The sequence below is a fragment of the cyanobacterium endosymbiont of Epithemia clementina EcSB genome, from assembly GCF_029919255.1.
GTDB lineage: Bacteria > Cyanobacteriota > Cyanobacteriia > Cyanobacteriales > Microcystaceae > Rippkaea.
Genome location: NZ_CP123991.1, coordinates 529,739 through 544,717, shown reverse-complemented (window position 1 = coordinate 544,717; position 14,979 = coordinate 529,739). Strand labels below are relative to the sequence as shown.

Here is a 14,979-nt window from a genome sequence, read left to right as displayed (position 1 = left end):
GTAAAAACATCGTTGAACAGATTCTGCTAAAAGTTTTCTAAATTGACTGGAGTTACCTATTTTTTAGTACTAGGAGGGAGAAGCGGAGCATCCTTGCTAAAAGTCGGAATAGTAATCGGTTCGGTTTTCTTATCAGAAGTCGGTTGAGCTGATTCAGCTGGAGTCTCTGAGGTTGACATTTCTCTAGTCGTCGGTTCGGTTTTCTTATCAGAAGTCGGTTGAGCTGATTCAGCTGGAGTCTCTGGGGTTGACATTTCTCTAGTCGTCGGTTCGGTTTTCTTATCAGAAGTCGGTTGAGCTGATTCAGCTGGAGTCTCTGAGGTTGTGGATTGGTCCTGTTGGTTTTGTGGACTTTGGGTAACAGCAGGGCAAATTTTCGGATCAAAATTAAAAGATATCTTGACTCGGTAGTGTTGAAGTTGACTGTCTGTACTAAAACTAGTGGACTTAATTTGATTAAACGCTTGTTGGTTTAAGATGCCATAACCTGAACTTTTAATGAGATAAGGATTTTTAGCTACATCACCCCCAGGGTTAACAGTGACACCATAAACAGCTGTACCCTCTAAATGTCTTAAACAAGCTGCTTTTGGGTAATCTCCGCTTAAAGCTTGCCAATTCTCTTGTTTAGTAACAGGACTGCCTATTTTCGCCATCCACTGGGCATCATTGCGTCTTGCATCTTCATTAGTTGTATTATCCTTGTTGTAACGAAGATTGTCCGCCCCTTCAATTGTCTCACGTACTAAATTACTGATCAGTTTATCTTTCCGAGCTTGCTCTGAATTTGGGGCTGTTTGAGGGGGCTCAACATTACGGTTAATGGGTTTTTCCGAAGTAAGTGTATCGGGACTATCATTCCCGCCTTGATTGATTAATTGATCAATGGGAACTGGAGCTTTCGACATACCGAAATCGGGTCTTTTAGAAATAGGTGGAAATCGGGAAATTGAAGATTGGGAGTCGTCCAGCTCAGAAGTAGGCTGAGGGGGGACAGGCAGTCTTGAGGGCAGATTTGGACGAGGTGCAATTGGGAATAATTGCTGTGGCTTAGGAAGTGGTCTAGGAAAAGAAGGACGAGGAGAACTTAGGGACGGAAGGGCTGGTAACGCAGGTAACGCGGGAGGGGCTGGTAAAGTAGTGAAAGTGTGGGGTACGGAAGGGTTTAAGGAAGAGGAGTCTAAGACGGGTGGTATATCTGTGGGGGAAATCTCAGGAGAGTCATGTATATCTGACAATGGCAACTGATCTGGTAAACGTGCTATTTCAGCAGAGGTTAATTCGATTATTTCAACGTCACGTTGATTAGAGTCCGACTTTTCTAAGGGGTTTAAGTCAGTTAAGTTAGGAAGCAGCAGACCCAACAACAACGCATGAATCCCAACCGATGTTATCATAGGTAAACTATTGGAGTTAAATACTCTAATAAACATTGGTTTAATAAAAAAAGTGGAAGTCATAACCGTTATTTAATCCATTCCGCAATTATGCCTAAGTTCATTATATATTCTAAACTATAGAAGAAGTTGAGTCCTTGTGAACACTGCATCCACCTTTTGAATGCAGACGGTCGCTTAAGATTCTAAGAATAACGTTACTGGTCTATCATTGATTAGTACTTGCTTACCTCATTGCTCCGAAAATTTTAGTTCTTACCTTTAAACTACAGTTCTTTCATTTGTACACCGTCTAAGTTTGAAACTGCAGTTTTTCTTCGTCAGATTTCAAAATAGTTTTTGACCAGCAGGCAATTCATAACCTCCTCACATAATCTTTTAAACCAATTGTGACGGTGTGGCAAATCAATTACCACACCACCAGGACGTGGTTATTTAAGGTGTTCCTTGTAATTGGGCAGTTTTTACCGTTAAATAAATAACGCGATCACCACGATAAAGTTGAAGCTTTAAGGAAGCATTGAGACCTGAATTTTCTACAATGGATTGTAAGTCACTGCCGTCGGTCACCAATTTTCCATTGACTCCTACAATGACGTCCCCTCGACGGATTCCGGCTCTAGCGGCAGGAGTATTAGGGACAACTTGCACTACTAAAATCCCTTCAACTTCAGGAATCAGAATAGGTGAGTTTGAATTTTTGTTATTTTCCCGAGCCAATTCAGGGGTGAGATTAACCATTTGTACCCCAATATAGGGATGAGGAACTTTTTCTCCACTGACTAAAATATTCTGCAAAGCTTTGGCCTTATTGATGGGAATAGCAAAACCGATTCCCATCGCATCAGCGCGAATAGCGGTATTAATGCCAATTACCTCCCCTTGGGAATTTAAGAGAGGACCTCCAGAATTTCCCGGGTTAATCGCCGCATCAGTTTGAATGAAATCGAGGCGCTTATCGGGAATGCCGGCTTTAGCGGCTGAACGGCCGATTGTACTGATAATCCCCAGGGTGACAGTATTATCCAACCCAACCGGGTTCCCCACGGCAATCGCCCAATCTCCTACTTTAAGATTAGCTGAGTCTCCTAGAGGAGCAACTGGCAATTTAGCTTCTTGGGCAGATATTTTCACCACTGCCAAGTCAGTAACTTCATCGGTTCCTCGAACTTGTCCATTAAAAGTACGCCCATCTTTAAGAGTAACGGTGACTTTATCAGCCTTATTAACTACATGAGCATTGGTTAAAATTATCCCATTTTCGTCAATAATAAACCCTGAACCTTGTCCTGCAATTCTTTGTTCTTGAGGGAGACGAGAGCGAAATTGTTCCCCAAAAAATTCTCGAAAGAAGGGGTCGTTAAAAAATGGATCAATGCTCCGGGTGACAACTGTTTCCGTGTCAATGCGAACCACTGCAGAGCCAGTGCGGGCTACAGCTGCAGAGACAAAGTTATCGCGATCTTCAGCAACGATAACTTTAGCTAAGTTTAAGGGAGCCGAAATATTTTCTTGATCATTTAGGGATGGTTCCACAAAAGGTTCAGCTTGAGACGAAAGAAAGTGGAAGCCACCAAAACACAGAAGCATACCAAGTAAAAGTGATATCAGGCAACTACCCAATTGGCGTAGCAGTTTTGTAAACTTCATAATTTTTCAAAACCTCAAACAGGTTAAATCGACTATATTAATTGGATGAGCTTTGTTACCAGTTCCGACGAGTCGCGTAAGCTTACAGCGCTGGCTTTCTACATCATCTCCAAACCTAACATTTTGAGGATGTTTTGATGAGCTATTTAATGTGTTTTTACTTAAATACAGGATACATAGTTTCTTTTAAAAAACTTGCCAAATTATAATGGTATACCAAAATTTAAGCAGGTTTGCAATAGCCATTAGCTACAATGTAGATGGCTCCAATTAATTGCAAGTAATATAGCTGAGGCTCACTACAAGTCAAAGTTCCAGGTTCTAAAATTCTGTAGAATTCCTCGTACTTTTGTGGTTTGCTTTTCGAATTCTCAAAATTTTAGAATCGATTCTGATTATGGTATCCCTCACCTCATTTGTGTATTTTCTATGATACTCTACCAATCTGTTCATCGTCTTTGCTAAGTTTAGGCTGTATATTTCAAGCAAACAAAGTTAGACATCCATTTTTACAATCGACATAATCTTGAGTGTAAAATCTGGTGTAACTTATTTTTGTTTATCAAAAATAATGGTTGATTATGTCTTAATGAAAAAGGTCAGTGAAGCCCTCCTAGAAGGAGAGAAAAAATGAGTGTTATCTTACAGATTAGTAATTGAAATATTCTAGACCGACATTTACATCTCTTATTAACCCGATATTAACTATTACCCCAGTTAGCTGGAGAGCTAATAATTGACGAGGTAATCACCACTATTAAGTGTAGCCCAGAAGAAACACTCTTAGAGCAACAGTAATTTTATCAAAAAACTAACTGATAAGGATAAAGTCCAAGCTTGGATTGACAAATGGGGGATGACCCGTGAATAGCTAGTTCACCTGAAAGTACGGGATTTAAAAATCGAAAAGTTAAAATAATCAATATGGGATCATTAACTCGAAGACTATCTTTGGCAATGTAAAGGAAAACTTGATCGGGTGGTTTATTTCCTGATTAGGACAAAAAATCCTGGAATCGCCCAAGAATTTTATTTTCGTATTCAAGAGGGAGAAAGCTCTTTTGAGAAACTAGCTAGACGATATTCTGAAGATGCCAAAGCCCAAACAGGAGGATTAATTGGTCCAGTGCATTTAAATGTCCCTCACCCGCAAATATCGCGGATTCTGTCTACCAGTCAATTAGGACAACTTTCAAAGCCAATTCAGATCGGAAAATGGTGGATAATTCTTCGTTTAGAAAGATATTTATCAGCGCAACTTGATAAACCAACAAGAAAAAAACTCCTCAATGAACTATTTCAAGGATGCTTACAAAATCAAATGCTGTTCGATATGAATAGACAATAATATCTAATAAAGACTGAAATCACTTTGAATTTTAACTATATAAACCATAATTCTCTTCTGTTTGTCGATACGATGAGTCTTATCTACATGAGTTTGGGCTTAGAAATTATCGATCACTTACTACGTTTACCATCACGCTACTTTGAAAAACGATCTGTAGGAGAAATTTCTGTTCGAGTTCATTGACTCGAACAGAAATTTCTCACTGGAATAACCTTAACTGTGACACTTGATTCGGTGTTCTCCATCATCTACATTGTTGTTATGGTCTTCTATGGTCCTCCGCTAACCTTAGTGGCTTTAGGGATTGTCCCGATTTGGTGATGACTTTAATTTTCTTCCCAACTATCCGCCGTCAACTATGGACGAAAGTCAAACGTAATGCTCATACTTAATCCTAATCTAGTTGAGGTGATCTCAGGAATTCAAACTGTTAAAGCTTAAAATATGGAATTGTATTCACGTTAGTAATGGCAAGAGAAATACTCCCGTTAGGTTTCAGCTGGATTTAATCCCGTAATTACTTCCAGCTCAGCTACTTCCATCAGTAACTTCTTCAATAAGCTCTCTGAATTGCTGGCATTGTGGATAAGAGCTTGTTTAGTTTTGGAGAAAGAACTCATCCTGGGGCAATTAATCGCTTTTCGTATCATTGCCAGTTATGTGACTTCCCCCACCCTAAGATTGTCCCAACTGTGGCCAAAATTTCCAGAAACCGCTCTTTCTTTAGAAGGGATTAGCTGACATTGTAGATACGCCCCAAGAAGCTGAGGAAAATAAACCAAATATCCCAATGCCCTCAATCAAAGAGGTTGTTAAATACGAAAATGTTTGCTTCAGGTCTAAGAAACATGGACCACTTAGTATAGTCTTGCTTTTTACTTTTTTCTTTAGAATTTGATGATAAATTCCAGATTCGGAGAATGTAGGATACTAACTGAGATGTTCCCCTATTTTTCTAAAAACTATACTTCTCAGATTACAAGTGTCATGGATTTACTTGAATATCAGGCTAAAGAACTTTTTCATCGAGTGGGTATTCCTATTTTACCCTCACAACCTATCGTTAATCTCAGTGAAATAAAACACCTTCATATTCCTTATCCTGTCGTCTTAAAGTCACAAGTCCGTTCTGGAGGTCGTGGAAAAGCCGGGGGCATTCGTTTTGTGGAAAATACGATCGATGCAATCGTAGCTGCCCAAGCAATTTTTAGTCTGGCAATTTTAGGAGAATATCCAGAAGTTATTCTGGCAGAAGCTCGCTACGATACCAAATCTGAGTTTTTTCTTTCGGTTCTGCTTGATTATAAACTTCAGCGTCCAGTTTTGCTTGGTTCACCCAAAGGAGGAATTGATGTGGAAACTCTCCTCGAGCATATGGAAAAAGTGGTAGTTGATAGCGACTTTTCGCCCTTTTATGCCCGCCGTTTAGCCGTAAAAATGGGACTCCAAGGGGAACTAATCCAGACAGTGAGTTCCATTCTTGAAAAGATGTACCAGATTTTTTGGGAAAAGGATTTAGATTCGATTGAGATCAATCCTTTGGCGGTGAGTCCAACCGGAGAAGTTATGGCCCTCGATGGAAAAATTGCGGTTAACGATTCAGCTTTGTCTCGCCATCGAGATTTAGTAGAATTACTTACATCCTCTAAATTAGAAACTTCGTCAATAGTATTCGAACCTGTTATCCCTCAACCTTTAAATCTTCCTCAAGTTTGTGTAATTAAAGCTACCCCAGGAGAAGGTAATATCGGTATCATCAGTAATGGCTGGGGACTGACCATTACTAGTTGGGAGCTGTTAGTTCATGAACAAGGTAATCCTGCCTGTGGCTGGATGCTCAACGAACAGGAAGGATTAATCTCTTTTGCCGAGCAGTTGACTATCGCCTTAGAACAAGCCATTAAGTCAACTCATATAAAGGTTCTGTTAATAAATATTTTGGGTAGTCCTGAGACTTCCGAAGTAATCGCAAAGGGAATTGCTGATTATTTTCAACCTTATCTGAAACGCGAGATAAAATTCTTCCGTGAAGACCTTTTTCCAAGACCCACTAGAGCTAACTCCCTTGAGCATCAACAGGATGGTCAACTTCAAAATCATCTGTCCCAAGTTACGAAACTACCATCTTTAGTAGTTCGTTTGCTCGGGGGCGATCTTGACCCAATTAAAGAAAGTCTTTCTGGATTAGAGATTAACTTGACTGAGGATTTAGGACAAGCGATCACTACAACAGTTTCTTTAGCTAAGGCTCCCAAAAAATAAGCTATCCTCACCCCAGTCTAGGCAAAAGTTAATAAAATATTAGGTTATTTTCTGATTTAATTTTCTGATTTAATCTGACTAAGATTGCAATTCAATCACACGACAACTCATTGATTTATGAAATGGCAAGCTGATAGTAAAGTTATTATCCAGGGAATTACAACTCCTCTGGGAACTATCTACGGAAAACAAATGAAAGCTTTTGGGATGAATATCGTAGCTGGAATTAGTATAAACGGTGACGGTCTAAAGATAGATGGAATTCCAGTTTTTAATTTAGTAGAACAAGCTGTCAGTGAGTTCGAAAACATCGACATTAGTGTTATTTTTACACCCCCCTATAAAGTCTTAGATGCAGCTTTAGAGGCAATGGATTCAGGAATTAGACAACTAGTGATTATATCCGGAGGGGTTCCTCCTCTAGATATGGTTGACCTTCTCCATAAAGCCAAAGTTAACCAGACTTTTATCTTGGGCTCAGGCAGTCAGGGATTAGTTGTTCCTAATCAGTTTTGGTTAGGGATATGTGAGCATTCCTTTTATAGCCCGGGATCTGTGGGGATTATTAGTCGTTGTGATCGCCTAGTTGATGAAGTAGCTAGAGAATTAACCCTAGCTAAGTTAGGTCAGTCTCTCGTTGTTAGTTTAGGCAAAGATTTCATTATTGGCTCAAATTTTGAGCATTGGTTACGGATACTCGAAGAGGACAGTACCACTAAAGTAATTGTTCTTTTAGGAAGAGGCAATAGCCATGCTGAACTCTGTGCGGTTGAATACATTGCCTCAGCTATTAAAAAACCTGTGATTGCTTATATTGCTGGACTTTATGCTCCTATAGACCGTAATTTTCGGGATGCTAAAACAATTGTGGCCGCTCAACTCTCTTCGTCAGTAATAGAAATTTCCTCCGTAAAGTCCATCATAGATGGTTTTGAAAAAGCTAAGGTTAAAGTAGCTCAAAATCAAACTGAGCTTATTAAGCTAGTTAAAATGGCCATCTCTTAAAAATACTTTGCCTAGACAATTAAAACTATGATTTTCTAGGGAAATATCCAAGTAACCATAGGTATTAACTTTAATTCAATCAACGTTTATATCAACGCGTTAGTACTTTCTGCTGAACTGTATAGCTCTAACAGTTATTCTCGAAACAATACTGTCCGTAAAATCTAATTCAATCCCAAACTTAGTTAAGTAAAAAGTAAAGATTCTGTAGAATTAAGAAGATCATATTTATTTTGAAAAGTATTTCAGGCATAGACTATCAAAAATAGCATAATTACTTTAGAAATAAATTTTAGTTTCAGTAGAACATTTATGGAAAATTTAATCCATTAGCAGAATAAAAAAATAAAATTATGAGGAATAAGGATTTGAATTAAAGAGCTAAAAAACTTTATTTATAGAAACAAATCTCTTAATATTAGTTTGTCAACTAACATTAAGTTTAAAATATAAACCAATATAGATAATAATTAAAGTAGTTTTTCAAAAAATATGTTAAATAAATTTAGAACTGAAGATAGAAAAATAAATTTAAAAAGTCTAGATACTGTTATCTGATTAATAGATTAATGAATAAAAGCCTATTCAAGAAAAGAAAATTATTTAATTAAAAATTGAAATAAACTTAAAAAATATATTTAGAAGTTTAAATAAGTCTATTATGTTCTAATAAACATAGAGTGTAATTAAGTACAATGTAGACAGAAAAAATAGAAGATAGTTGAAAAAAGATTTAATTTATTTAAATTACTAAAAAATAAAGTGTTTATCTGCGAAGTAACTTAAGTTTTAAAATGAACAATGAACAATCAATAGTAATAATACAAACTCAAACATTTTTTTATACTACCATCTAGTTCTTGTAGAGTAACATCGTTATTTTCTCCTAAAAGTTTTTTGCCTCAATTAAAGAATATTTGCCTCGGAAATAAGGCAATGATTTTATATTTTCTATTATTTAATAACGTCTAAGGAGAAGACTGAGAAAACTATAACTAACTCAAAAATGTTCTGCTAGTTGTTAAGTTAATTAATTGGTATTATTGTTAGTTTCTATAATTTCAGTAGGAATATCTATGGGGTACGACCTCATTTTTTGTCTGTTCACTTTAATGTTTCTAAATGAAAACCGTTATTATGGAATGTACTAGACGATGCGAGGCAAACTCAAACAAACGCTTACTAAACTCGTCCATACCCAGAATTTTTTCCCATTAATTTTCTCATTAGAGAGATATGCTGCTTCGACTCAAAGAGATTCTCGTATCCAAACTCTACAAAACCATTGCCAACCATACCCCAATAGACTCTTTTTTCAAGATGGACAAGTATGTGAAGATTACTGAGGAAAGTTGTTTTTCTAACTTGGAATCGCTTTTGCTTGTTACTGATAAGACAAAAGTACTACTAGTATAACTACTACTCTCCTCTGCTTACACCTAAATATACCGACCTGGACCAGACAAGTCAATTTATTTCTATGAGCTAGTTTGCACAACATAAATTTATGGAAAAAGAGTGGCTCTAAGAAAAAATTGTAGTTAAGTAAATTTAATTGATAAAAATTAGGTTATGGAACAGGTGGAAGGGGGTTATGCTTTTTCTGTTAGGCTACTTTTTGTAGAAGAACTCAATGTTCTTTTAGTAGCCTGGAAACAGTTTAATTACCCAATTCTCCTGAAAATTGTCGGAGATGTTATTTAGTGTAACTAAGCAATGGAGGCTACTCAAAAATTTTCTGAAATTAGAACGGCTAGGCTATCGACCAATGGCATAAATTTATTAACTGGTAAGAAAAGCTATGTTTTTAGTGTTTTCTTCAAAATGCTATAAAACCTTTAATAAAGTAGTAATTAAGGCTTTTACTAGAGGTAATCTTGTTATTGCTTCTAATACTGAGGTGATCGCTAAACTAGTTGACCACAGTCCTACTGGACTCCTTTTTCATCCTAACAATTCAATTGATTTAGCAGTTAAAATAGAGTGACTATGGAAACATCCAGTCGAGCGTGATGGAATGTGTCATGCAGTCAGAATGAAGTTTACAACTAAATATACAGGAAAAACACACTATAGTCGGCTAATGAAAATTTATGATCCACTCATTAAATAAAAACTGATAAAATCCCTGATTCATTGATTCATTAATTTTAAATTAAAACCTTTAATAAATAAAAATGCAAATTTTAATTACAGGCGTAGCTGGCTTTATTGGATATCATTTAACACAACGATTATTAGTAGAAGGCCACCAAATATGTGGAATCGATAATCTCAACGACTATTATGATGTTACCCTTAAACAAGCTCGTTTAGAGCGATTGTTATCCAAAAATAACTTTGAATTTAACCGTTTAGATATTAGCCATCGATCTTTGGTTATGGAGCTGTTTAAAGAATATTCTTTTGAATATGTTGTGCATCTAGCTGCCCAGGCTGGAGTTCGTTATTCCATAAAAAATCCTGAACCTTATATTGATAGTAATTTAGTTGGATTTGCTAATCTTTTAGAAGGCTGTCGTCATAACCATATTAATCACTTAATTTTTGCTTCTTCTAGTTCAGTTTATGGTTCTAATAAAAAGGTTCCTTTTTCTATTACCGATAATGTAGATAGACCGGTTTCTCTTTATGCAGCTACTAAAAAAGCGAATGAATTAATGGCATATGCCTATAGTCATTTATATCAAATTCCTATTACTGGATTACGCTTTTTTACGGTGTATGGTCCTTGGGGAAGACCAGATATGGCATATTTTAAATTTGTTCGAGCGATTACAGAAAAAAAACCCATTGACGTTTACAATTACGGCAGGATGAAGCGTGATTTTACCTATATTGACGATGTCATTGAAGCTATGGTGAGGATTATCCCTAAGTCTCCCTTAAATAATCTTAATCAACCCCCATATAAAATTTATAATCTCGGAAACAATAACCCAGTAGAATTAACAAAATTTATTGAGGCAATTGAAACAGCTTTAAATATGAAAGCGGTTAAGAATTTCTTACCTATGCAACCTGGAGATGTTTTATCGACTTATGCTGATATAGATGAATTAGTCAACGATATCGGATTCAGACCGACGACTACAATTACCCAAGGTCTTCGACAATTTGTTGCATGGTACCAAAAGTTTTATCAATAACAATGACTGATGATTATTTTATTTTCGTTTGCTGGGAAAGAAAAAAATGGTTTGACTAAACTTAGGTTAGTAAACTGAAAGTTAGAAATCAAGAACAGAAAACATGTTTATAGTCTAAATTTTGATATTAAAGTGATCGCGGTCTCAATCGAAAAAACGAATAGCTATGATATCCACAGTAATATTCGCCGTTATCAGCAGCCTTTCTATAGGTTTTGATCACCATTATCATTACACCATATAGAAGTTTAAACTAAAAATGAAGGGATTTGGACAACTTTATGTAAGCTGAATTTACGTTTGCATTTTTTAAGAAAATTTTAATACTTTAAGGATTTAGATTAAGGTGCCGCAGTGTCTGCGGACTTATCATTTCTTGATGATGACAAACAAGACGCGAACTAAAGGATAAATAGACTATAAATAGCCCGTTGTTTCAGATTGATACTGAGGTCATCGACTAGTTAAAGTCGTCCGGATTTGACTAACTTTAGTAGAGTTTTCGACTTTTTATTTATAGAGTTTTCACTGTGGACCAATTTAAGATTTCAAGTTGAAAGTTGAACTCAAAACAATCCCAGGAATCCATACCTGCTAAAAAACAACTGAAGTTAACTAGGATTTAGTCAAGATTTCTAATGTCAAGAACACTGATTTTCTCTTTGACCAGGAATAACTAAATCATGACACTAGACATTGATGTTAGTTAACTGTCTAAAGTTAAGTTGCAGTTACGCAACTGATTTCGATTAACTGTTTTTCCCAGATAACTGGTTATAATTTGAGTACACATTAATCACGGAAACTGCTTTAAACAGAGGATACATGGCAATGATGAGGAGTAATTTTATTGATCACGAACTAGCCATCCTTGAGCCCAGTGGCTACATCACGGCTGCCAATGCAGCTAGTTTTCAACAGGAATTAACTCAAGCGATAATTTCTTCCAAGCATTCTATCTTTTTGATCGATATGCACAGTGTAGGGTTTCTTGACAGTGCAGGATTAATGGCACTAGTGTATGTCTATTCTTTAGCCGAAAGTTTGGGCAAGCGGTTCAGTGTGTGTTCTTTAGAACCCTCGGTACGTATAATTTTTGAGCTAACCCAATTAGATAAGGCCTTAGAAATTTTTGAGAATCGTCGTCAGTTTGAATTGTTAATGCCCAAAGCTGTAGCAGCCTAAACTTGCATCTCACCTTCCAAAACTTCCGGTATATATTTAGAAAAGCGACAGGGTTTTATTCTGAAGTCTAAGTGCCGGAGGTTTTATTATGACAGTTGCAATAGAAAGATTAATCACCCCTGAGATCAACAAACCTGCCCGTTACCTAGGCAATGAATTGGGAGCTCAGCATAAACCTTGGGATAAGGCGAATGTGTATTGGGTTCTCACCTATCCAGAAATCTACGAAATTGGAGCTTCTAATTTAGGTCATATTATTCTCTACAATATCCTAAACGCTCAACCCAGACAACTATGCGACCGCGCTTATCTCCCAGCCCCAGATTTAGCAACTAAACTTCGAGACACCAAAACTCCCCTATTTGCTCTGGAATCTCGTCGTTCCCTCACTGAGTTCGATATCTTGGGCTTTAACCTCGGCTATGAGCTAGGGATAACTAACGTTTTAGAAATGCTTGATTTAGCCCAAATCCCCCTAACTTGGCAAGAACGCAGCCAGGGAGATTATCCTTTGGTTTTGGCAGGAGGACAAACTGCAACCTCTAACCCTGAGCCCTTTGCAGACTTTTTCGATTTTGTCGCTTTAGGAGATGGGGAAGAATTACTTCCAGAAATTGGCTTAGTGCTCGAAGAGGGAAAAACTAACAACTTGAGTAGAGAAGACTTACTCTTAGATTTAGCTCAAGTTCCAGGGGTTTACGTCCCCCGTTTCTATGATATCGCTGAAGATAGTTCAGTCTATCCTAACCGTCCCGATGTCCCTAAACGAATTTTACGAAGGGTAGCGACCCCTATTCCTGCTTATTCAATTGGGTTAGTCCCCTTCGTAGAAACTATACATGATCGCCTAGTATTAGAAATACGTCGAGGATGCACCCGTGGCTGTCGTTTCTGTCAACCAGGAATGTTGACCCGTCCAGCACGAGATGTAGAACCTAAACAAATCATTGATACTGTTGAAAAAGGAATTCGTCAGACAGGCTATAACGAATTTTCCCTACTTTCGTTAAGCTGTTCCGACTATCTTTCTCTCCCGTCAGTAGGGTTAGAAATCAAAAACCGCCTTAAAGAGGAAAATATTTCCTTGTCCTTGCCTAGTCAACGGGTTGATCGCTTTGATGAAAATATCGCCAAGATCATTGGAGGAATTCGTCAGTCAGGGTTAACCTTTGCCCCCGAAGCAGGAACCCAAAGGCTGCGGGATGTTATTAATAAAGGGTTAACCAACGAAGAATTACTCAGGGGCATCAAAACCGCTGTTGAGCAGGGATGGGATAAAATTAAACTCTATTTTATGATTGGCTTGCCAGGGGAAACAGATTTTGATGTGCTTGGTATTGTAGAAACTGTGCGCTGGTTAAAACAAGAATGTCGTCCCAAGGGCAAGCGACCACTCCAACTTACCTTAACAATTTCTAACTTTACTCCCAAACCCCACACTCCCTTTCAATGGCATTCTGTATCTAGCAGTGAATTTCGTCGTAAACAGGAATTATTGAGAGAAGCGTTTCGTAAAGTTCGGGGAGTTAAAGTTAATTACACTGATATTCGGATCTCCGCTATGGAAGATTTTGTTGGACGGAGTGATCGCTGTTTAGCCCCTGTGGTACGTCGTGCTTGGGAACTAGGAGCAGGAATGGATTCTTGGTGGGAAAATGTAGATAAAGTCCATTCTGCTTGGGAACAAGCCATCGACGAGGCGGAGTTAACCGGAAAATACCGTCAGGTGAAGAATGGAGAATGGAATATTTTTAAAGCGGTAGATGATTATGACGTAGCCTTACCTTGGGATCATCTTGATACGGGAATTAACAAAGCCTGGCTAAAAGCGGATTTGAAAAGGGCCTTAGAAGCAGCAATCGTTCCCGATTGTGCCTTTAATAGTTGCTCTAATTGTGGAGTGTGCGGACCAGATTTTGGTCATAATATAGCAATAGAACCTCCGCCAATTCCTGAGTTTCAGGGAAAGTCTCAACCAAATCAAAATAGGGCGCAACGTATACGAGTTTGGTTTGGTAAAGTTGGGGAAATGGCCTTAGTGAGTCATTTAGATTTAGTCAGATTATTTGATCGAGCAATCCGTCGTGGGGCATTACCAATTTCTTGTACAGGGGGATATCACCCTGGACCCAGAGTTTCGATTGCAAATGCTTTAAGTTTAGGAATTACAAGTAATGGAGAAATTGTTGATTTTGAATTGACTGAAAGAATAAAACTTGGAGAATTCTTTCAAGTTTTATCAACACAACTTCCGTCAGATATTCCAATTTATCAAGTTGAAGAAGTCTCAATTAAATCCTTGGCAGCTACTCAGTTATTAGACAAAGCTGCTTATTTAATTACCGTCAAACCCCATGATTTGGTCTCATTAGGACAATGGCAACATTGGATTGATCAGGTAAATAATTGTCCGAAGATTAGTTTGGAAAAAACTACAAAATCTGGTAAAAAAATTGTAGTAAATTTAGGAGAGTACTTATTTGATTTATACCTAGAATCTTATAATACAGATAATTCTGTCGTATTGAAATATTTAGGAAGTTGTCGCAATGATGGGACAGTATTAAAACCTAAACAAGTGATTTATATGTTAGAACAGATTTCTCAACAGAAATTACAATTATTACAGATTCACCGTCAACAGTTGATTCTAACAAACAACAAATTAAAACAAGACATAAGTTGAGTTGTAGTAGTTGTCAAGGCAGTCCGATTCACTTTATTGACTTTATTGAAGGAACTTGAAGCAATGGATGCTTTTAATTCTTTTTCTCTCACTTGGACTCAAACAGCGTTTATCGTATAACATTTTATTATCTTCATTGTCACGGTGTTGCTAATAGAATTAGACAAGTGTAAATTAGCCAACTTTTTTCTGTGATGGGAGAAAGTTATCGTGGGCAATGGCAAGAATTTTATTATTGTTATTGTGAATATCGACAAGCTTGGTGAGGATAAAGCACTGATTGTTTCCTAGTAG

At 37.3% G+C, this 14,979-nt stretch carries 10 protein-coding genes and 1 pseudogene; 9 read left to right on the top strand and 2 right to left on the bottom strand.

What is annotated here, in order from left to right; translation table 11 throughout:
• Positions 1-56: 56 nt before the first annotated feature.
• Together P3F56_RS01725 and P3F56_RS01720 are read right to left on the bottom strand one after the other, a co-directional pair.
• Positions 57-1,397, bottom strand: coding sequence for a TonB family protein (locus tag P3F56_RS01725; RefSeq protein ID WP_281153040.1), 1,341 nt, complete (start codon positions 1,395-1,397; stop codon positions 57-59).
• Positions 1,398-1,832: 435 nt separating this feature from the next.
• Positions 1,833-3,047: an HhoA/HhoB/HtrA family serine endopeptidase gene (locus tag P3F56_RS01720; RefSeq protein WP_281153038.1), complete on the bottom strand. Its 1,215-nt coding sequence runs from the start codon at positions 3,045-3,047 to the stop codon at positions 1,833-1,835.
• A gap of 979 nt (positions 3,048-4,026) precedes the next feature.
• Here P3F56_RS01720 and P3F56_RS01715 point away from each other — a divergent pair.
• From P3F56_RS01715 to P3F56_RS01675, 9 genes and pseudogenes are all read left to right on the top strand, one after another.
• On the top strand, positions 4,027-4,395 hold the full coding sequence (locus P3F56_RS01715) for a peptidylprolyl isomerase (protein WP_281153037.1): 369 nt from the start codon (positions 4,027-4,029) through the stop codon (positions 4,393-4,395).
• A 57-nt stretch (positions 4,396-4,452) separates the two neighbouring features.
• Positions 4,453-5,263: pseudogene (locus tag P3F56_RS01710) on the top strand (ABC transporter transmembrane domain-containing protein); the annotation flags it as partial.
• A 122-nt stretch (positions 5,264-5,385) separates the two neighbouring features.
• A complete protein-coding gene (locus P3F56_RS01705) occupies positions 5,386-6,660 on the top strand; it encodes an ATP-grasp domain-containing protein (RefSeq protein WP_281153678.1) in 1,275 nt (424 codons plus the stop codon).
• A 117-nt stretch (positions 6,661-6,777) separates the two neighbouring features.
• On the top strand, positions 6,778-7,665 hold the full coding sequence (locus tag P3F56_RS01700; protein WP_281153036.1) for a succinate--CoA ligase subunit alpha: 888 nt from the start codon (positions 6,778-6,780) through the stop codon (positions 7,663-7,665).
• 1,572 nt (positions 7,666-9,237) lie between these two features.
• Complete coding sequence (locus P3F56_RS01695; protein WP_281153035.1) at positions 9,238-9,369, top strand: hypothetical protein; 132 nt, start codon at positions 9,238-9,240, stop codon at positions 9,367-9,369.
• A gap of 97 nt (positions 9,370-9,466) precedes the next feature.
• Positions 9,467-9,652 (top strand): glycosyltransferase, encoded by a 186-nt coding sequence (locus P3F56_RS01690; RefSeq protein WP_281153034.1) that lies wholly within the window; start codon positions 9,467-9,469, stop codon positions 9,650-9,652.
• 190 nt (positions 9,653-9,842) lie between these two features.
• On the top strand, positions 9,843-10,814 hold the full coding sequence (locus P3F56_RS01685) for an NAD-dependent epimerase (RefSeq protein WP_281153033.1): 972 nt from the start codon (positions 9,843-9,845) through the stop codon (positions 10,812-10,814).
• Positions 10,815-11,645: 831 nt separating this feature from the next.
• Complete coding sequence (locus P3F56_RS01680; RefSeq protein ID WP_281153032.1) at positions 11,646-11,999, top strand: STAS domain-containing protein; 354 nt, start codon at positions 11,646-11,648, stop codon at positions 11,997-11,999.
• A gap of 88 nt (positions 12,000-12,087) precedes the next feature.
• Positions 12,088-14,685 carry a TIGR03960 family B12-binding radical SAM protein gene (locus P3F56_RS01675; RefSeq protein ID WP_281153031.1) on the top strand — a complete coding sequence of 866 codons (2,598 nt, stop codon included), beginning with the start codon at positions 12,088-12,090 and terminating at the stop codon, positions 14,683-14,685.
• Positions 14,686-14,979: the final 294 nt, after the last annotated feature.